20 protein-coding genes are annotated in these 18,999 nt (G+C 66.7%); 11 read left to right on the forward strand and 9 right to left on the reverse strand.

Annotated elements, in window-relative coordinates:
- Positions 1–148 precede the first annotated feature (148 nt).
- From IDM45_RS06775 to IDM45_RS06790, 4 genes are all read left to right on the forward strand, one after another.
- Entirely contained in the window at positions 149–868 is a 720-nt protein-coding gene (locus IDM45_RS06775) for a Crp/Fnr family transcriptional regulator (RefSeq protein ID WP_209422166.1), read from the forward strand.
- 135 nt (positions 869–1,003) lie between these two features.
- A complete protein-coding gene (locus IDM45_RS06780) occupies positions 1,004–2,089 on the forward strand; it encodes a phosphotransferase family protein (RefSeq protein WP_209422167.1) in 1,086 nt (361 codons plus the stop codon).
- Positions 2,090–2,137: 48 nt separating this feature from the next.
- A complete protein-coding gene (locus IDM45_RS06785; protein ID WP_209422168.1) occupies positions 2,138–3,412 on the forward strand; it encodes an acyl-CoA dehydrogenase family protein in 1,275 nt (424 codons plus the stop codon).
- A 94-nt stretch (positions 3,413–3,506) separates the two neighbouring features.
- Positions 3,507–4,322 carry an IclR family transcriptional regulator gene (locus IDM45_RS06790; protein ID WP_209422169.1) on the forward strand — a complete coding sequence of 272 codons (816 nt, stop codon included), beginning with the start codon at positions 3,507–3,509 and terminating at the stop codon, positions 4,320–4,322.
- A gap of 102 nt (positions 4,323–4,424) precedes the next feature.
- On the opposite strand, the gene IDM45_RS06795 is transcribed toward IDM45_RS06790, so the two are convergent.
- The 7 genes from IDM45_RS06795 to IDM45_RS06825 form a co-directional block, all read right to left on the reverse strand.
- The gene (locus IDM45_RS06795; RefSeq protein ID WP_209422170.1) at positions 4,425–5,546 is read right to left on the reverse strand and encodes a serine hydrolase; all 1,122 of its coding nucleotides are present in this window, start codon (positions 5,544–5,546) and stop codon (positions 4,425–4,427) included.
- 116 nt (positions 5,547–5,662) lie between these two features.
- Positions 5,663–7,201, reverse strand: a complete 1,539-nt coding sequence (locus IDM45_RS06800; protein ID WP_209422171.1) for a 2-isopropylmalate synthase — start codon at positions 7,199–7,201, stop codon at positions 5,663–5,665.
- A gap of 81 nt (positions 7,202–7,282) precedes the next feature.
- Positions 7,283–9,022 (reverse strand): 2-isopropylmalate synthase, encoded by a 1,740-nt coding sequence (leuA, locus tag IDM45_RS06805; protein WP_209422172.1) that lies wholly within the window; start codon positions 9,020–9,022, stop codon positions 7,283–7,285.
- A 194-nt stretch (positions 9,023–9,216) separates the two neighbouring features.
- Positions 9,217–10,050, reverse strand: coding sequence for a CDP-diacylglycerol--serine O-phosphatidyltransferase (pssA, locus tag IDM45_RS06810; protein ID WP_209422173.1), 834 nt, complete (start codon positions 10,048–10,050; stop codon positions 9,217–9,219).
- Between the two features lie 164 nt (positions 10,051–10,214).
- Positions 10,215–11,231 (reverse strand): ketol-acid reductoisomerase, encoded by a 1,017-nt coding sequence (gene ilvC / locus IDM45_RS06815; protein ID WP_209422174.1) that lies wholly within the window; start codon positions 11,229–11,231, stop codon positions 10,215–10,217.
- A 65-nt stretch (positions 11,232–11,296) separates the two neighbouring features.
- Positions 11,297–11,788 (reverse strand): acetolactate synthase small subunit, encoded by a 492-nt coding sequence (gene ilvN, locus IDM45_RS06820; protein WP_209422175.1) that lies wholly within the window; start codon positions 11,786–11,788, stop codon positions 11,297–11,299.
- A 203-nt stretch (positions 11,789–11,991) separates the two neighbouring features.
- The gene (locus IDM45_RS06825; RefSeq protein ID WP_209422176.1) at positions 11,992–13,791 is read right to left on the reverse strand and encodes an acetolactate synthase 3 catalytic subunit; all 1,800 of its coding nucleotides are present in this window, start codon (positions 13,789–13,791) and stop codon (positions 11,992–11,994) included.
- 301 nt (positions 13,792–14,092) lie between these two features.
- On the opposite strand from IDM45_RS06825, the gene IDM45_RS06830 reads away from it, so the two are divergent.
- The 7 genes from IDM45_RS06830 (at position 14,093) to IDM45_RS06855 (ending at position 17,668) form a co-directional block, all read left to right on the forward strand.
- Entirely contained in the window at positions 14,093–14,662 is a 570-nt protein-coding gene (locus tag IDM45_RS06830; protein WP_209422177.1) for an RNA polymerase sigma factor, read from the forward strand.
- A complete protein-coding gene (locus tag IDM45_RS06835; RefSeq protein WP_209422178.1) occupies positions 14,659–15,129 on the forward strand; it encodes a DUF3619 family protein in 471 nt (156 codons plus the stop codon). The genes IDM45_RS06830 and IDM45_RS06835 overlap by 4 nt, the downstream gene beginning before the upstream one ends.
- A gap of 25 nt (positions 15,130–15,154) precedes the next feature.
- Positions 15,155–15,322, forward strand: coding sequence for a hypothetical protein (locus tag IDM45_RS17580; RefSeq protein ID WP_233457480.1), 168 nt, complete (start codon positions 15,155–15,157; stop codon positions 15,320–15,322).
- A 50-nt stretch (positions 15,323–15,372) separates the two neighbouring features.
- Positions 15,373–15,972 carry a DUF3106 domain-containing protein gene (locus IDM45_RS06840; protein ID WP_233457592.1) on the forward strand — a complete coding sequence of 200 codons (600 nt, stop codon included), beginning with the start codon at positions 15,373–15,375 and terminating at the stop codon, positions 15,970–15,972.
- Positions 15,973–16,055: 83 nt separating this feature from the next.
- The gene (locus IDM45_RS06845) at positions 16,056–16,652 is read left to right on the forward strand and encodes an RDD family protein (protein ID WP_209422179.1); all 597 of its coding nucleotides are present in this window, start codon (positions 16,056–16,058) and stop codon (positions 16,650–16,652) included.
- Positions 16,645–17,043, forward strand: coding sequence for a diacylglycerol kinase (locus IDM45_RS06850; protein ID WP_209422180.1), 399 nt, complete (start codon positions 16,645–16,647; stop codon positions 17,041–17,043). The genes IDM45_RS06845 and IDM45_RS06850 overlap by 8 nt, the downstream gene beginning before the upstream one ends.
- Positions 17,036–17,668 carry an LOG family protein gene (locus IDM45_RS06855; RefSeq protein WP_209422181.1) on the forward strand — a complete coding sequence of 211 codons (633 nt, stop codon included), beginning with the start codon at positions 17,036–17,038 and terminating at the stop codon, positions 17,666–17,668. The genes IDM45_RS06850 and IDM45_RS06855 overlap by 8 nt, the downstream gene beginning before the upstream one ends.
- Positions 17,669–17,842: 174 nt before the next feature.
- On the opposite strand, the gene IDM45_RS06860 is transcribed toward IDM45_RS06855, so the two are convergent.
- Positions 17,843–18,169 (reverse strand): thioredoxin family protein, encoded by a 327-nt coding sequence (locus tag IDM45_RS06860; RefSeq protein ID WP_209422182.1) that lies wholly within the window; start codon positions 18,167–18,169, stop codon positions 17,843–17,845.
- Positions 18,170–18,239: 70 nt separating this feature from the next.
- The gene (gene mobA, locus IDM45_RS06865) at positions 18,240–18,944 is read right to left on the reverse strand and encodes a molybdenum cofactor guanylyltransferase MobA (protein ID WP_232654226.1); all 705 of its coding nucleotides are present in this window, start codon (positions 18,942–18,944) and stop codon (positions 18,240–18,242) included.
- Positions 18,945–18,999: the final 55 nt, after the last annotated feature.

The raw sequence follows: 18,999 nt of genomic DNA on the forward strand, positions 1-18,999 counted from the left end.
TAGTTCGCGGTGTCATAACCGAAAGTGCCTTTCTCGCCCTTGCATGGTGTTGCCAAAGCCCGCCATTGTAGCGATTGCTCAGCCGGCGCGCTGGCGCAGGTCTCGCGGGCGACAATGTTTGGCTCCCCAGTCACGCATAAGACAGCCCATGCACGAACCCATTCTTACGATCGACGAACGCGAGGCGATCAACTCTGGTCGCTGGTTCACCTCCCTTTCTCCCTCCCTGCGGCACGACATTCTCCGATGCTCCTACGTCAAACGCTTCAAGGACGGCGCGCTGATTGCGGCGCGCGGCGACCCGCCCGAGGAGTGGATCGCCTGTGCGCGCGGCGCAGTGCGCGTGAGCTCGACCTCGATCTCGGGCAAGCAAATCACGCTGACCTACGTGGAGCCGGGCATCTGGTTCGGCGACGTGGCGTTCTTCGACGGCGAGCAGCGCACGCACGATGCCTATGCCCACGGCGACACGACCATCGTCTGCGTGGCGCGCGGCGACTTCCGCAAGATCCTGGCGCAGCACGTGGAGCTGTACGACGCGCTCCTGCGCCTGCACGCGCGGCGCATCCGCGTGCTGTTCGGCCTGGTGGAAGACCTCAACACGCTGCCGCTGCGCGCGCGCCTGGCCAAGCAGCTGCTGCACCTGGTGCGCAGCTATGGCGTGCCCAACCTGGCCAATGGCGACGAGATCCGCATCAGCCTGCAGCTGGCGCAGGAGGAGCTGGCCCAGCTGCTGGGCGCCTCGCGCCAGCGCGTCAACCAGGAACTCAAGTCCATGGAGCGCGAAGCCATCATCCGCATCGAGCCAGCAGGCCTGGTGATCTGCGACCGCCCGTCCCTGCTGCGCACCGCCGAGGCAGCAGTCTGATAAAAAATCATAGCTGCCAGCGCTTGTCCCACAAGGCTTTGCGTATCAAAACACTTGCAAACCATTGTCTGGCAAGCGCAGGCAGCTCACATTTTTGACATTTCTGACATCCAGGCCTGGAACACCGGAATCACCATGAGCAACTTCGACCATTTCATCGGCACCCGTCCCGTGGCGCAGCAGCACCTCTTCGACACCGAAGCCCTGAGCGCCTGGATGGCGCAGCACGTCGCCGGCTTCGCCGGGCCGCTCGCCGTGGAGATGTTCAAGGGCGGCCAGTCCAATCCGACCTACAAGCTGGTCACGCCGCAGCGCAGCTACGTCATGCGCTCCAAGCCCGGGCCGGTGGCCAAGCTGCTGCCCTCGGCGCACGCCATCGAGCGCGAATACGCCGTCATGAGCGGCCTGGCCGGCACCGACGTGCCGGTGCCGCAGATGCTGGCGCTGTGCGAGGACGAGGCCGTCATCGGCCGGGCCTTCTACATCATGGAGTTCATGCAGGGCCGCGTGCTGTGGGATCAATCCCTGCCGGACATGCAGCCGCACGAGCGCGCCGCCCACTACGACGAGATGAACCGCGTCATCGCCGCGCTGCACAAGGTGGACTTTGCCGCACAGGGCCTGGCGGGCTACGGCAAGCCGGGCAACTACTTCGAGCGCCAGATCGGGCGCTGGAGCAAGCAATACCAGGCCTCCGTCACCCAGCCCATTGCCGAGATGGATAGTCTCATGGCCTGGCTGCCAGCCCACATGCCGGCCAGCGCACGCGACGAGAGCCGCGTGTCCATCGTGCATGGCGACTATCGGCTGGACAACCTGATGTTCCACCCCGACGAGCCGCGTGTGATCGCCGTGCTGGACTGGGAGCTGTCCACGCTGGGCCACCCGCTGGCCGACTTTGCCTACCACTGCATGAGCTGGCACATCCCGCACGAACTCTCGCGCGGCATCGGCGGGCTGGATCTGGCGGCGCTGGGCATCCCGGATGAGCGCGAATACATCCAGCGCTACTGCCAGCGCACCGGCATCGCCGATGCCGACGCGCTGGCCGCCGACTGGAACTTCTACCTGGCCTACAACATGTTCCGCATCGCCGCCATCCTGCAGGGCATCGCCAAGCGCGTCGAGGCCGGCACGGCCGCCAGCGCCCAGGCCCGCGCCGCCGGCGCCACCGCCCGGCCCATGGCCGAGCTGGCCTGGTCGTTCGCCCAGCGCGGCTGAAGCCGCCGGCCACCATCCCGATTCACCACCAACCCGAGAGGAAACTCCATGGATTTCGACTACTCCCCCAAGACCCGGGAACTGCAGGCCCGGCTGATGCAGTTCATGGATGAGCACATCTACCCTGCCGAGCAGGCCCATGCCAAGGAAATGGCGGCCAACACCGCCGCCGGCAACCGCTGGCAGCCGCTCAGGACGGTGGAAGACCTCAAGCCCAAGGCCCAGGCCGCCGGCCTGTGGAACCTATTCCTGCCGGTAGATACGGCCGAGGCCTCGGGCTACCACGGCGCCGGCCTCACCAATGCCGAATACGCCCCGCTGGCCGAGATCATGGGCCGCGTGCTGTGGGCCAGCGAGGTCTTCAACTGCTCGGCGCCCGACACCGGCAACATGGAGACCATCGCCCGCTACGGCTCCGAGGCCATCAAGGCCGAGTGGCTCAAGCCCCTGCTGGAAGGGCGCATCCGCTCGGCCTTCGCCATGACCGAGCCGGACGTGGCATCGAGCGACGCCACCAACATCGCCACGCGCATCGAGCGCGACGGCGACCACTACGTCATCAATGGCCGCAAGTGGTGGACATCAGGCGCCAACGATCCGCGCTGCAAGGTCTTCATCACCATGGGCAAGACCGACCCGGACGCACCCAAGCACTCGCAGCAAAGCATGATCGTGGTGCCTGCCGACACCCCCGGCATCACGGTGGTGCGCGCCCTCAACGTCTTTGGCTACGACGACGCGCCGCACGGCCACGCCGAGGTCATCTTCGACAACGTGCGCGTGCCGGTGGACAACATCCTGCTGGGCGAGGGCCGTGGTTTCGAGATCGCGCAGGGGCGCCTGGGCCCCGGGCGCATCCACCACTGCATGCGCCTGATCGGCCAGGCTGAGCGCGCGCTGGAGCTGATGTGCAAGCGCGCCAGCAGCCGCGTGGCCTTCGGCAAGCCGATCGCCGCGCAGACCGTGACGCAGGAGCGTATCGCCGAGGCGCGCTGCCGCATCGACATGGCGCGCCTGCTCACGCTCAAGGCCGCCTGGATGATGGACACCGTGGGCAACAAGGTCGCCAAGGCCGAGATCGCCATGATCAAGGTCGTCGCCCCCAGCATGGCTTGCCAGGTCATCGACTGGGCCATGCAGGTCTATGGCGGCGGCGGCATGTGCGACGACTATCCGCTGGCCTACGCCTACGCCAATGCGCGCACGCTGCGCTTTGCCGACGGCCCGGATGAAGTCCACCGCAACGCCATCGCCAAGTGGGAGCTGGGCAAGTACGGGAACTATGGCAAGAACGCCCCGACGCCAGTGACGCGCGGCAGCTGACCGGGCCGCAGGAAAACCGGCTGACAAGGGCGCGGCAAGCGCCCTTTTTTTTCATTAGATAAAATCCGGCGCTTTTCGCCCCTGTAGCCCGCCCATGAAGAAAAGCCCTGCGGATGCGCCCGCCAAACCCAGCGTGCAGGTGCTGGAGCGCATGTTCCAGCTCATCGACGTGCTGGCCTCGCGCGAGGAGGCCATCTCGCTCAAGGAGATCAGCGAGAAGACCGGACTGCATCCCTCCACCACGCACCGCATCCTGAACGACCTGACCATCGGGCGCTTCGTCGATCGGCCCGAGGCCGGCAGCTACCGGCTGGGGATGCGCCTGCTGGAGCTGGGCAATCTGGTCAAGGCGCGCCTGTCGGTGCGCGACGCCGCCGTGGTGCCCATGCGCCAGCTGCACAAGCTGATCCAGCAGCCCGTCAATCTGAGCGTGCGCCAGGGCGACGAGATCGTCTATATCGAGCGCACCTACAGCGAGCGCTCCGGGATGCAGGTGGTGCGCGCCATCGGCGGCCACGCGCCGCTGCATCTGACCTCCACCGGCAAGCTGTTCCTGGCGGCGGACGATCCGCAGCGCGTGCGCGCCTATGCCACGCGCACCGGCCTGCCCGGCCACACGCGCAACAGCATCACCCAGTTGCCGGCGCTGGAGCGCGAACTCAGCCGCGCGCGCCAATACGGCATTGCCCACGACAACGAGGAGCTGGAGCTGGGCGTGCGCTGCATGGCCGCCGGCGTCTTCGACGACCAGGGCCAGCTGGTGGCCGGCCTGTCGATCTCGGCGCCGGCCAATCGGCTCGACGAGGGCTGGCTGCCCAAGCTGCAGGCGGCGGCGCAGGACATCTCGCGCGCCCTGGGCTATGCAGCGGCAGCGACGCGCACGGCTGCCCTGAACACGTCCGCAGGTTGATTGCAAGCCGGCGGCGGCGCTGGCTGGGGCGGCGGTGGGCAAAAAAAAGCTGCTGGCTGCACTGCGCAGCCAGCAGCTTTTTGCCCTTCGGCAGGTAGCGCTTCAGGGCTTGAAGCTGCCCGCTCCGCCGGCCAGCATGGTGCCCGTGCCGGCTGCCGAGGCCTCGACCCACGAGCGCACGCGCTCGGCATCGCCCAGGCGGCTGAATTTTCCGGCCGAATCCAGGAAGACCATGATCAGCTTGCGCCCGGCCACCTGGGTCTGCATGACCAGGCAGCGCCCGGCCTCGGAGATGTAGCCGGTCTTTTGCAGGCCGATATCCCAGGCCGGGCTTTTAACCAGGCGGTTGGTGTTGTTGTATTGCAGGACACGGTTGCCCACGGCGACCTCATGGCCCGGCGAGGTGGACAGCTCGCGCAAGAGCGGATCAGCATGGGCCACGTTGACCAGCGCTGCCAGGTCTTGCGCGCTGGACTGGTTCTGGCTGGACAGGCCGGTGGGCTCCACATAGCGCGTGTCCGCCATGCCCAGCAGCCGGGCCTTGGCGTTCATGCGCTCGACGAAGGCCGGCATACCGCCCGGGTAGGTGCGGCCCAGGGCATGGGCAGCGCGGTTCTCGCTGGACATCAGCGCCAGGTGCAGCAGTTCGCCGCGCGTCAGCGTGCTGCCCACGCGCAGGCGCGAGCCACTGTGCTTTTCCGTGTCCACGTCGTCCTGGGTGATGGTGATGGCCTCGTCCATGGGCAGGTGCGCCTCGGAGATCAGCAGGCCGGTCATCAACTTGGTCAGCGAGGCGATGGGCAGCACGGCGCGGTCGTTCTTGCTCAGCAGCACTTCCTTGGTGTCCTGATCCATGACCAGGGCGACGCTGGACTTGAGGTCGAGCGGGTCGGGCGTGTTGTGCAGGCCGGCGATCTGCCCGAAGGACAGGCGCGCCGGCACTGGCGCAACCGCCGCAGCGCGCACCGCATTGCGCGAGCTGCGTGCGGCCACGCGCGGGGCAGCGCTGGCCGCGCCCTTGCGGGCCGCGCGCGGCGCCTTGGCGGCGGAGGGTGCGGCAGCGCGCTTGGCCACCGCCGTGCTGACCGGCTTCTTGGCACTGGCCTGCTTGCGCGGAGCCGCCTGCACCGCCGGCACGGCCAGCGCCAGGGTCAAAGTGGCCAGGGCTGCCAGGTGAAACACACGGGGAGACGCGCGGAGGGCGGATGGCAGGCGCACAGGCATCAGATGCTCCAGGGAGAAAAAACCGTGTTGCAGTGTACTAAGACCAAAAAAACCGCGCAAGATCAATGTCTTGCGCGGCTTCCTTGAGAAGTTACTTGAACTGTCCCGCAGGCGACTCAGCCCTGGGCGGCGACCCGCTCGACCTTGCTTTGCAGCTTGTTCAGAGCGTTCAAGTATGCCTTGGCCGAGGCCACGATGATGTCCGGATCGGCACCCACGCCATTGACCACGCGGCCTGCGCTTTGCAGGCGCACTGTCACCTCGCCCTGACTCTCGGTCGAGCCGCTGATGGCGTTGACCGAGTACAGGATCATCTCGGCCCCGCTCTTGACATGCGCTTCGATGGCCTTGAGCGAGGCATCCACCGGCCCGTTGCCCTCGGCGCTGCTGCGCACTTCCTTGCCGTCCATGGTGAAGACGATCTCGGCCTGCGGGCGCTCGCCGGTCTCGCTGCGCTGGGCCAGCGAGACGAAGCCGAACTGGTCGCCCCCGCCGCTCAGGCTATCGTCGCTGACCAGCGCCAGGATGTCCTCGTCGAAGATTTCGCTCTTGCGATCGGCCAACTCCTTGAAGCGGGCGAAGGCGGCGTTGATGTCGCCCTCGCTTTCCATCTCCACGCCCAGCTCCTGCAGGCGCTGTTTGAAGGCGTTGCGCCCCGAGAGTTTGCCCAGCACGATCTTGTTGGCGCTCCAGCCCACGTCCTCGGCGCGCATGATCTCGTAGGTGTCGCGTGCCTTGAGCACGCCGTCCTGGTGGATGCCGCTGGCATGGGCAAAGGCGTTGGCGCCGACCACCGCCTTGTTGGGCTGCACGGTAAAGCCGGTGATCTGGCTGACCATGCGGCTGGCGGCCACGATGTGCTGGGTGTCGATGCCGACCTCCAGGTCGAAGTAGTCGCGCCGCGTCTTGACGGCCATGACGACTTCTTCGAGCGAGCAGTTGCCGGCGCGCTCGCCCAGGCCGTTGATGGTGCATTCGACCTGGCGTGCACCGCCGATCTTGACGCCAGCCAGTGAATTGGCCACGGCCATCCCGAGGTCGTTGTGGCAATGCACGCTCCAGATGGCCTTGTCGCTGTTGGGCACGCGCTCGCGCAGGTTCTTGATGAAGTTGCCGTACAGCTCGGGGATGGCATAGCCCACGGTGTCGGGGATGTTGATGGTGGTGGCGCCCTCGGCAATCACCGCCTCGATGACGCGGCACAGGAAGTCCGGCTCGCTGCGGTAGCCGTCCTCGGCGCTGAATTCGATGTCACCCAGCAGATTGCGTGCAAAGCGCACCGACAGCCGCGCCTGCTCCAGCACCTCCTCGGGCGACATGCGGAGTTTTTTCTCCATGTGCAGCGCACTGGTGGCGATGAAGGTGTGGATGCGCGCGCGGTTGGCGTCCTTGAGCGCCTCGGCGGCGCGGGCGATGTCGCGGTCGTTGGCGCGCGACAGCGAGCAGATGGTGGAGTCCTTGACGGCGCGGGCAATGGCCTGCACGCACTCGAAGTCGCCATTGGAGCTGGCGGCAAAGCCGGCCTCGATGACGTCCACCTTGAGGCGCTCCAGTTGCCGGGCGATGCGCAGTTTTTCATCGCGCGTCATGCTGGCGCCGGGCGACTGTTCGCCGTCGCGCAAGGTGGTGTCGAAGATGATGAGCTTGTCTGTCATGAGGGTCTTTCTTGGTGTGGGTGTGGGTAGGTTGGCCGGGCGGGGCGGGCGGCTGCAGGTGGAATCTGGGGACGAGCGCAGTCAGGCGGCGGGCACGGTCTCCTGGCGCGGATTGTCCTGCTCCTGGGGCGCAGCCGCCCGGGCCTGGCTGCGTGTCGCGCGCAGTACGCCGGAAGTCACGGCGCGCAGGGCGGCACTGAGGATGTCGTGATCCATGCCCACGCCGAAGACCTGCTGACCCTCGTCCACACGCAGCTCCACATAGGCTGCAGCCCGGGCGTTGCCGCCCACGGAGCCAGTGCCGCCGATGGCGTGCTCCTGGTAGTCCAGCACACGGATGCCGTGGCCCGTAGCCGCCCCCAGCGCATTCACGAAGGCATCGATGGGGCCGTTGCCGCAGCCCTGCAAGACGCGCTCGCGGCCTTGCCACTGGATGCTGCCGCGCAGCTCGGTCTGCGCCACGCCCTGGGCATCCTCGCGCGTGGCGATGTGGCGCTGCAGCACATCGGGTGTGCTCTCCAGCCCATATTCGTCGCACAGGAGGCGCCACAGGTCGGCACCCGCCAGCTCCTTGCCCTGCACGTCCATGGTGCGTTGCACCACCTGGCTGAATTCGATCTGCAGCCGCCGCGGCAGTTGCACGCCGTACTCGGCCTCCAGCAGATAGGAAATGCCTCCCTTGCCCGACTGGCTGTTGACGCGGATCACCGCCTCATAGCTGCGGCCAAGGTCTTGGGGGTCGATGGGCAGGTAGGGAATAGCCCACACGTCGCCCGCGCGGCGCGTGGCAAAGGCCTTCTTGATGGCGTCCTGGTGCGAGCCCGAGAACGACGTGTACACCAGATCGCCCGCGTACGGGTGGCGCGCCGGCACGGGCAGCTGGTTGCAGTGCTCGGCCTCGGCGCGAATGGCGTCGATGTCGGAAAAGTCGAGCTGCGGCGCCACGCCCTGCACATACAGGTTGAGCGCGACGTTCACGATGTCCAGGTTGCCGGTGCGCTCGCCATTGCCGAACAGGCAGCCCTCGACGCGCTGTGCGCCAGCCATCAGCGCCAGCTCAGCGGCTGCAGTGCCGGTGCCTCGGTCGTTGTGCGGATGAACCGACAGCACCACTTCGGGGCGGTCGGCAAAGCGCCGCGCCATCCACTCGATCTGGTCAGCGAAGATGTTGGGTGTGGCTGCCTCCACGGTGGTGGGCAGGTTCAGGATGATGGGCCGGCCTGGCCCCCAGGCGGCGATCGCCGTCTCGCAGGCCTCAAGCGAAACCTCCAGCTCGGCCAGGCTGAAGGTTTCGGGCGAATACTGCAGCACCCATTCGGTTTCGGGGCGCGCATCGGTCAGTGTGCGTACTTGCCGCACGTGCTGCTCGACCAGCGCCATGACCTCGGCCACGCTCATGCCGAACACTACTTCGCGCCACACCGGCGCCACGGCGTTGTACACATGCACGATGGCCCGGCGCGCGCCCGCAAGCGACTGCACGGTGCGCTCGATCAACTCCTCGCGTGCCGGCGTCATGACCTGGATGGTCACGTCCTCGGGAATGCGGCCTTCCTCGATGAGCTGGCGCACAAAGTCCCATTCGACCTGGGAGGCGGCCGGAAAACCCACCTCGATTTCCTTGAAGCCGATACGCACCAGCAGCTCGAACATGCGCAGCTTGCGCGCCAGATCCATGGGCTCAATCAGCGCCTGGTTGCCGTCGCGCAGGTCGGTGGACAGCCAGCGCGGGGCATGGGTGAGCTGCGTGTCAGGCCAGGTGCGATCGCGCAGCGCGATGGGGGCAAAGGCGCGGTACTTGCTGGCAGGGTTGTTCAACATGGTGCTGGTCTTTCGCTCAAGGGGTTGGATAAACCACCAGCAACCTGCATCCATACGAAAACGGCCCGTTGCTGGTGCAAACGGGCCGAAGAAGTAGGGACGGTGCCTGTCGCTCGCTACTTTGCCTGCCCGTTGGACATCAGTAGTAGGGCTAGCGACAGCAAATGCATGGCGGCGAATGTAGCACACCCCCTTCAGTCGTGCAGCCCGCGCTCGTCGGGTTCGTCGGTCGAGGTGCTGATGACGCTGGTGTGCTGCCCCTTGGCTTTGCGCCAGGCATAGACCCCATAGCCCGACAAGCCATAGAGCACGAACACGCCGAACAGCACGCTGGGCGGGTCGATGTTGACCACGGCAATGGCCAGCGCGATCAGCACGATGACGGCAAAGGGCACGCTTTTCTTGAGCTGCACGTCCTTAAAGCTGTAGAACGGCACATTGGTCACCATGGTCAGGCCGGCGTAGAGCGTGCAGGCGAACATGATCCAGGTCACCGTGCTCCAGTCCAGCCAGCCATCCTCGCCCGGGCGCACGCCAGCATCCGTCAGCAGCCAGATGAAGCCGGCCACCAGGGCAGCGGCAGCGGGCGACGGCAGGCCCTGGAACCAGCGCTTGTCCACCACGCCGGTGTTGACGTTGAAGCGCGCCAGGCGCAGCGCCGCGCACGAGCAGTACACAAAGGCTGCTATCCAGCCCCAGCGCCCCAGGCCCTGCAGCGCCCACATGTAGGCGATCAAGGCCGGCGCCGCGCCAAAGGACACCATGTCGGACAGTGAATCCATCTGCTCGCCGAAGGCGCTTTGCGTATTGGTCATGCGCGCCACGCGGCCATCCAGGCTGTCGAACACCATGGCCCAGAACACGCCAGCCGCCGCCAGATCGAAGCGCGCATCCACGGCCATGACAATGGCGTAGAAGCCGCCGAACAGCGCCGCCAGCGTGAACAGGTTGGGCAGGATGTAGATGCCCTTGCGGCGCTTGCGCACCAGCACGCCGCGCGTGGTATCGCCGCCTTGGCCTTCTTGCATCAAATCGACCTCCAACGCCCGCCAGTCAAGCGCGGGCAGCTACTATTTCAATAGTATCCGCAGGCTGCGGAAAAGCCCTGCAGTGTAGCCGCGCCGCAGCACGCAAAAAAGGCCACCGAAGTGGCCTGCGAGGAATGCGGCGCCCGCGCAGCGGGCGCGGGGCATCAGTTGCGGCTCTGATCGACCAGCTTGTTCTTGGCGATCCAGGGCATCATGGCGCGCAGCTGGGCGCCCACTTTTTCGATGCTGTGGTCGGCCAGGTTGCGCCGGCGGGCCGTCATGCTGGGGTAGTTCAGGCGGCCTTCCTGGATGAACATCTTGGCGTACTCGCCGTCCTGGATGCGCTTCAAGGCATTGCGCATGGCCACGCGCGACTGCTCGTTGATGACCTCGGGGCCCGTGACGTACTCGCCGTACTCGGCGTTGTTGGAGATCGAGTAGTTCATGTTGGCGATGCCGCCTTCGTAGATCAGATCCACGATGAGTTTCAGCTCATGCAGGCACTCGAAGTAGGCCATCTCGGGCGCGTAGCCGGCTTCGACCAGCGTCTCGTAGCCCATCTTGATCAACTCGACCGCGCCGCCGCACAGCACGGCCTGCTCGCCGAACAGGTCGGTCTCGGTCTCTTCCTTGAAGTTGGTCTCGATGATGCCGGCCTTGCCGCCGCCGTTGGCCATGGCATAGCTCAGTGCCAGGTCGCGTGCGCGGCCCGACTTGTCCTGGTGCACGGCAACCAGGTGGGGCACGCCGCCGCCCTGGGTGTAGGTGTTGCGCACCGTGTGGCCGGGCGCCTTGGGCGCCACCATCCACACGTCCAGGTCGGCGCGCGGCACGACCTGGTTGTAGTGGACGTTGAAGCCGTGGGCGAAGGCCAGCGAAGCGCCCTGCTTGATGTTGGGTTCGACGTTGTTGCGATAGACCTCGGCGATCTGCTCGTCGGGCAGCAGGATCATGACCACGTCGGCAGCCTTGACGGCGTCGTTGACTTCCAGCACGTTCAGGCCGGCCTTGCCGACCTTGTCCCAGGACGCGCCACCCTTGCGCAGGCCCACCACGACCTTCACGCCGCTGTCGTTCAGGTTCTGGGCGTGGGCGTGACCTTGCGAGCCATAGCCGATGATGGCCACGGTCTTGCCCTTGATCAGCGAGAGGTCACAGTCCTTGTCGTAGAAAACTTTCATGTCTGAATGGCTCCGATTGAGTAGTGATGGGTGAAGTGGAAAACAGGCGATTGTCCTACAACGCCCTAGACGCGCAGGATGCGCTCGCCCCGGCCAATGCCGCTGGCGCCGGTGCGCACGGTCTCCAGGATGGCCGTGCGGTCGATGGCCTGCAGGAAGGCGTCGTTCTTGGGCTGGTCGCCGGTCAACTCGATGGTGTAGCTCTTGTCGGTCACGTCGATGATGCGGCCACGGAAGATGTCGGCCATGCGCTTCATCTCCTCGCGCTCCTTGCCCACGGCGCGCACCTTGACCATCATGAGTTCGCGCTCGGTGTAGGCACCCTCGGTCAGATCGACCACCTTGACGACTTCGATCAGGCGATTCAGGTGCTTGGTGATCTGCTCGATCACGTCATCCGAGCCGGTGGTCTGGATGGTCATGCGCGACAGCGACGGGTCTTCCGTCGGCGCCACGGTGAGCGATTCGATGTTGTAGCCCCGCGCCGAGAACAGGCCCACGACGCGCGACAGCGCACCGGCTTCGTTCTCGATCAGGACGGCGATGATGTGTTTCATGGGTGAGCTTCCTCTTTTTGCGACGACAGCACGATCAACAAGTGGTCGCAGAAAACTGTCGTTTTTCGCTGCCCTCCCCTGGCGCCGGTAAGCGCCAGGCTTGGCAGGCAATAGATTCGTCAGTGAAGAAATTTGCTATCTTGATGATAGCTATCAACGCTTGACTGGCAAGCGTTTCTGGCCGATTTGACTCTTTTTTATGTTCAGAGGTCTTCAGAGCCCAGCAGCATCTCGGTGATGCCTTTGCCGGCCTGCACCATGGGGAAGACGTTCTCGGTCGGATCGGTGCGGAAGTCCATGAACACGGTGCGATCCTTGAGCTTGCGCGCCTCGCGCAGCGCGCCTTCCACATCCTGCGGGCGCTCGATCAACATGCCGACGTGGCCATAGGCTTCGGCCAGTTTCACGAAGTTGGGCAGCGCGTCCATGTAGCTGTGGCTGTAGCGGCCCGAGTATTCGATCTCCTGCCACTGGCGCACCATGCCCAGGTAGCGGTTGTTCAGCGACACGATCTTGATCGGCGTGTTGTACTGCAGGCAGGTGGACAACTCCTGGATGTTCATCTGCACCGAGCCTTCGCCGGTGATGCAGAACACCTCGGCCTTGGGCTTGGCCAGCTTGATGCCCATGGCGTAGGGTATGCCCACGCCCATGGTGCCAAGCCCCCCTGAGTTGATCCAGCGGCGCGGCTCGTCGAAGCGGTAGTACTGCGCAGCCCACATCTGGTGCTGGCCGACGTCGGAGGTGACGTAAGCGTCGGCGTCCTGGGTCATGTTCCACAGCGTCTCGACCACGTGCTGCGGCTTGATGACTTCGGTGTTGCCGCGGTCGTACTTCAAGCAGTCGCGGCTGCGCCAGGCTTCGATCTGCTTCCACCACTGGGCGAGCGCGCCGGCGTCGGGGCGGATGGTGCTCTCACGGATCATGGCGATCAGCTCGGTCAGCACTTCCTTGACATCGCCGACGATGGGAATGTCCACCTTGACGCGCTTGGAGATCGACGAGGGGTCGATGTCCACGTGGATGATCTTGCGGTCGTTTTGCGCAAAGTGCTTGGGGTTGCCGATCACGCGGTCGTCGAAGCGCGCGCCCACGGCCAGCAGCACGTCGCAGTTCTGCATGGCATTGTTGGCCTCGATGGTGCCGTGCATCCCCAACATGCCCAGGAACTTGCGATCCGAGGCCGGATAGGCGCCCAGACCCATCAGCGTGTGCGTGACCGGATAGCCCAGCATGTCCACCAGGGTGCGCAGCTCGTTGCAGGCATTGCCCAGCAGGATGCCGCCGCCGGTGTAGATGTAGGGGCGCTTGGCGGTGAGCAGCAGCTGCAGCGCCTTGCGGATCTGGCCGGCGTGGCCTTTTTTCACCGGGTTGTACGAGCGCATCTCGACGCTTGCCGGATAGCCGGCATAGGCCGTCTTCTTGAAGGACACGTCCTTGGGGATGTCCACCACCACCGGGCCGGGGCGGCCGGTGCGGGCGACGTGGAAGGCCTTTTTCAGCGTCATGGCCAGGTCGCGCACGTCCTTGACCAGGAAGTTGTGCTTGACGATGGGGCGCGTGATGCCCACGGTGTCGCATTCCTGGAAGGCATCCAGCCCGATGGCGGGCGTGGGCACCTGGCCGGAGATGATGACCATGGGGATGGAGTCCATGTAGGCCGTGGCAATGCCGGTGACCGCGTTGGTCAGGCCGGGGCCGGAGGTGACCAGGGCCACGCCCACATCGCCAGTGGCGCGCGCGTAGCCGTCGGCGGCGTGGACGGCGGCCTGCTCGTGGCGCACTAGCACGTGCTGGATGCTGTCCTGGCGGTACAGGGCGTCGTAGATGTAGAGGACGGCGCCGCCTGGGTAGCCCCAGATGTATTGCACGCCCTCGGCCTGCAGGCCCTTGACGAGGATGTCGGCGCCCATCAGTTCCTGGGGCGCGCTGGAGGAGGCGGGGGAGGTGCTGGCGCCGGATGCGGCGGCTGCCGATGCGATTTCGGCCTTGGAGATTTCCATGATCAACCTTTGCGAATTTCTCTGACGAAAAACCTTGGGTGCCCCTCGGCCCTGCTCTCGTGAAGCAGCCTCGGGACTTGAGGCCCAGGACATGGACGCATCACGTATTGCGCCGGACCGGGACCCGTTTGCCTTGTCTGGATCGGGCGATTATTGCACTGCAATAACAGGCAGGACGCGACCGGGGCAAATATTTTCCGCGCCAGTGCAATAATTGTCGGCTTTCCAACAAAGCGCCGGAGCATCGCTTCATGCGGGCCGGAATCCCATACGCCTGCCCCGCCTGCGGGGCCTTCGATCCTTGGCCACCGAGCAAGAGCTGTCCGATTTCCTCAAAAGCGTGGACCGGCGTGCCTTCAAGCGCACGCTCTACCACGTGCGCAACGAGGAGTCGGCGCTGGACATCGTGCAGGACAGCATGATGAAGCTGGCCGAGCACTATGGCGACCGTCCCGCAGACGAGCTGCCCAGGCTGTTCCAGCGCATCCTGACCAATACCACGCTGGACTGGTTTCGCCGCCAGAAGACGCGCAACGCCGTGTTCACCAACCTGGGCGACTTCGAAGGCCCAGACGACCAGGGCGGCGGCTTCGATCTGCTGGAAATCCATGCCGGCGTACCCGAAGGCGAAGCGGTGCAAAGCGCCGAGGACATCGTGCGCCGCCGCCAGGTGCTGCAAGGCATAGAGGCCGAGATCCAGGCCTTGCCGGCGCGTCAACGCGAGGCTTTTTTGCTGCGTTACTGGGAGGAAATGGATGTCGCCGAAACGGCAAGCGCCATGGGCTGCTCCGAAGGCAGCGTCAAGACGCACTGCTTTCGCGCCGTACAAGCCCTCAGCCGGGCATTGAAAGCCAAAGGAATCACCCTATGAACCGCCTCCCCGAGCCGCCTGCCGAGGCCCTGCTGGCCGGCGACGCCTATGCACGGCGCATCACCGCGCTGTTGACCGAAGCCAGCGACGAGTTGCCCCACGACATCACCGAGCGCCTGCGCGCCGGGCGTATGCAGGCGCTGGCCCGGCGCAAGCGCCCTGCCGCACAGGCAGCCGTGCAGCCACTCGGCGCCAGCGCTGTGCTGCACGCCGGCGGCGGCGCGGCCGTGCTGGGCAGCAGCCCCGGCGGCGCCGGGCCGACGGGCTGGTGGCGCACATTGGCCTCTGCCGTGCCGCTGCTGGCCCTGCTGCTCGGGCTGGCCTTCATCAATGCCACGCAGGACGCATCGCTGGCCTCGGACATGGCCGAGGTCGATGCCGCCCTGCTGGCCGACGACCTGCCGCCCTCAGCCTATGCCGACCCCGGTTTCGTGCAATATCTGCGCTCCTCGGGCTCGGGACTGTGAGCCTGCGCGCCCCTGACTCCACTGCATGACCGCTTCACGCCCGCAACGCCCTACCCTAAACCTGCCGGCCTACGTGCTGGCGCTGGCGTTGCTGGTGGGCCTGGCGGCTACCGGGGTGCGCGTCGTCGGCTGGATGCGCATGGCGCCCAGCACGGCGGTCCCCCCCAGGCGCTGGCCGAGCGCCCCGAGGTAGGCCAGCCCTGGCGCGAGCTCACCACGGCGCAAAAGCAAATCCTGTATCCCCTGGCCAACCACTGGAGCGGACTCAACGAAGCGCAAAAGCACCATTGGCTCAAGCTGGCCGCAGGTTTTCCGTCGTTGGCGCCGCAGGAACAGGAGTGGCTGCTGGCGCGCCTGAGCGACTGGGCCAGCCTCAGCGCCCAGCAGCGCAGCCAGGCACGGCTGAACTACGCAGCCACCAGCACCTTGCCGCCGGACAGCAAGCGCGCCAAGTGGCAGGCCTACCAAGCCTTGAGCGAAGCGCAGCGCCAACGCCTGGCCGAGCGGGCCGCAGCGCCGCGCACATCGGGCGCAGCGCCAGCAGTGCGGCCCGCCAGCAAGCGCCTGGCCAAGGTGCCGGCGGCCAGCAACATGCCGGCGGCGCTGCCCAATCCGCCCAAGATTCCCCGGCCCGACAGCACCCATGTGCCGCAGGCGCTGCCGGTGCCCGCCCCGGTCATCGCCACGCCGGTGCCCGCGCCGGCTGTGGTAGAAACCAGGCCCGTCGAAACCCCATCTGCCACCCCCACGGCGCTGCCCGCGCTGCCGCTGGAAGAACCTGCAGCGCCCCAGGAGCCGCCGCCGATGAGTGGCAGCGCGCCGCCCCTGCATCCGCCCCAATAGCGCTGCCGCCCCGAGGCGCCAGCGCCGGGTGGCAGTTGATGGGCACACTCCAGCTCTGCCAGGCAGCTCCAGCCTTTCCGTCCATGACCACTTTCCGTCCGCCGGCATCCACTGTCCCCACCGACCTGCCGGCGCCGCTCCCAGCGCCTCTGTCCCCCATGGCCCCGCCGCTGCGCCGGCGCATGGCCTGCTGGCTGTACGAAGGGATGCTGATGTTCGGCGTGGTCTTCATCGCCGGCTATCTGTTCAGCACGCTCACACAGACGCGCCACGGCCTGGACAACCGCCATGCCCTGCAGGCCTTTCTGTTCGTCGTCTTCGGGATTTATTTCACCTGGTTCTGGTCGCGCGGCCACACCCTGGCCATGAAGACCTGGCACATCCGCGTGGTCGATCGCGCCGGCCAGCGCCTGAGCCAGCCGCGCGCCCTGGCGCGCTACGTGCTGAGCTGGCTGTGGTTCCTGCCGCCGCTGGCCGTGGCCACGGCCTTTGCCCTGCCCATGGGCGAGGCACTGGTCATCCTGACCGGCTGGGTGGCGGTATGGGCGCTGCTCAGCCGCTTTCATCCGCAGCGCCAGTTCCTGCACGACGCGCTGGCCGGCACGCGCCTGATCCACCAGGAGATCGCACCGCACGCCCGCCGCAGGAAGAAGGCCAGGGAGCAGGCCCAGCGTGACTGACCTCGGCCCAGCCGCCCGGCACAAGCGCCGCACCGGCCCGAGCCGGCTGCTTCACGCCACGCGCCACTCCTGGCGCGGCCTGGCCGATGGCTGGGGCGAGAAAGCCTTTCGCCTCGAAGCCTGCCTGGCGCTGGCGCTGCTGCCAGCCGCCATCTGGCTGGGGCGCGACTGGCTGCAGACGGCCTTTCTGGCTGCCACCGTGGTGCTGGTGCTGATCGTGGAATTGCTCAACTCGGGGCTGGAGGCGGCCATCGACCGCATCGGCCCCGAATGGCACGAACTGTCGCGCCGTGCCAAGGACATGGGCAGCGCTGCCGTGCTGCTCAGCCTGCTGCTGTGCGCTGGCAGTTTTGCTGCCGCTCTGATCCAAAGGATTCTTTCTCATGGCTGATGCCGCCGCTCCCGCTCCCGCTCCTGCCCCCGTTTCCGTTTCCTTCTCCATCTGCGTCTATCTGGGCTCGCGCCCGGGCCACAACCCGCACTTCACCGACATGGCAAGCGCCGTGGGCCGCTTCATCGGCCGCCACGGCGGCCAGCTGGTCTATGGCGGCGGGCGCAGCGGCCTGATGGGTGTGGTGGCCGAGGCCACGCGGCTGGCCGGCGGGCGCGTGGTCGGGGTGATCCCGCAGTCCCTGGTGGACAAGGAGCTGGCCAACCAGCTGTGCGACGAACTGCACATCGTGCAGACCATGCACGAGCGCAAGGCCATGATGGCCGAGCGCAGCGACGCCTTCGTCGCCCTGCCCGGCGGCATCGGCACGCTGGAGGAGCTGTTCGAGGTCTGGACCTGGCGCCAGCTGGGCTACCACGACAAGCCGGTCGGCCTGCTCAACGTCGATGGCTACTACGACCCGCTGCTGGCCTTCCTGCAGCGCAGCGTCACGGACGGTCTGATGGGCCAGTGGCAGATGGGCCTGATCCGCAGCGGCGACGATGTGGACACGCTGCTGGCCGGCCTGGTCGAGCAGGCCGGCGTGCGCCAGGCCGGCACCGAGCCGCTGCGCAGCGTCATTTGACGAAAAAATGGGCAAATCTGCCGTAAACCCAATACTGGCAAGCGTCAATAGCTATTATTAAAGTAGCAAATCAACAGCCTGCCGACCACCGGCCCGGGCCTTTCACACCCGCACCCTCTGCAACGGGCCGGGGTGGACGCCCATTCGGTGGCACGGAGCACAGTTCGGCCTGCCTCAGCCTGCCAGTGGCGCCAGCGCATCCTGCAGCTCCTGCGCCGTCTGCGGGCGCACGACGCGGGCCATCTCCTGGCCATCACGTAGAAAGACCAGCGTCGGCCACAGCTTGACGCGGTAGCTGCGCCCCAGCGGGCGGCCCGGTCCATCCTCGACCTTGATGTGCTGCACCTGCGGCCTGTCCTGCAGCGCCTGCTCGATCAGCACCTGGGCGCGCTGGCAGTGGCCGCACCAGGGCGTGCCGAATTCCAGCACGGTGGCGCCGGTCAGCTGATCGACTTCAGCGCGCTCGGGCGGGGTTTGCAGATGGGTGGCGGCGTAGGGCATGTGGCAATCCTCGGCAAGTGAAACGGAAAAATTTGCGCCCGAGCTTAAGCGCACTCGTGGTGCACGCCCGTCAGCCAGCCGCCTGTTCTTCCAGCGCCCGCAGTTGCTCCAGCGTGTTGGCATTGGCAAAGGCCTGGGGCGAATCGCCCGGCTGATCGAAGACGGCGATGGCGCAGCCGTGGCGCGCACCCCACTGGCGCACGCGCCGGCCCCCGCCGGCCAGGAACTGCTGCAGGTCGGGCAGCAGCGAGACGTGCAGCAGGCACAGCGCCGGATGCATGTGCAGCGGCGGCCCTGCCCCATCTTGCGCTGCCTCTCTTGCCCCGTTGCCTGCCTCCTGCCCGTGCTGCGGTGCGGCAGCAATGGCGATGGGCGCGCCGGCCCCGCAGGCCGCTGCCGCCAGGCGCTGCGCCAGGTCATGCGCAAACAGCGGCGTGTCGCAGGCCAGCGCCAGCAGCCAGGGCGTGCGGCAATGCGCCAGGCCGGCAGCGAAGCCGGCCAGCGGCCCGGCAAAACTCTCGTCGGCGTCGCTGACCACGGGCAGGCCCCAACTGCGGTAGGTGTCCAGATGGCGGTTGGCGTTGATCAGCACGCTGCCCACCTGCGGCTGCACGCGCCGCGCGGCGTGCAGCGCCAGGGGCGTGCCGCGAAAGGGCTGCAGGCCCTTGTCCACGCCGCCCATGCGCGTGGCGCGCCCGCCGGCCAGCACCAGCGCGGTGATATCTTGCGCCGCGATGTCCTGCAACGCGATCATGCGGGTGGATTGGGGCGGCATGGGGGCGCGGGGATGGGCTGGATGGACGGGCCGGGCAGCACCGGCCCGGAGCGCG

It is taken from the genome of Melaminivora jejuensis, assembly GCF_017811175.1.
GTDB classification, from domain to species: Bacteria; Pseudomonadota; Gammaproteobacteria; order Burkholderiales; family Burkholderiaceae_C; genus Melaminivora; species Melaminivora jejuensis.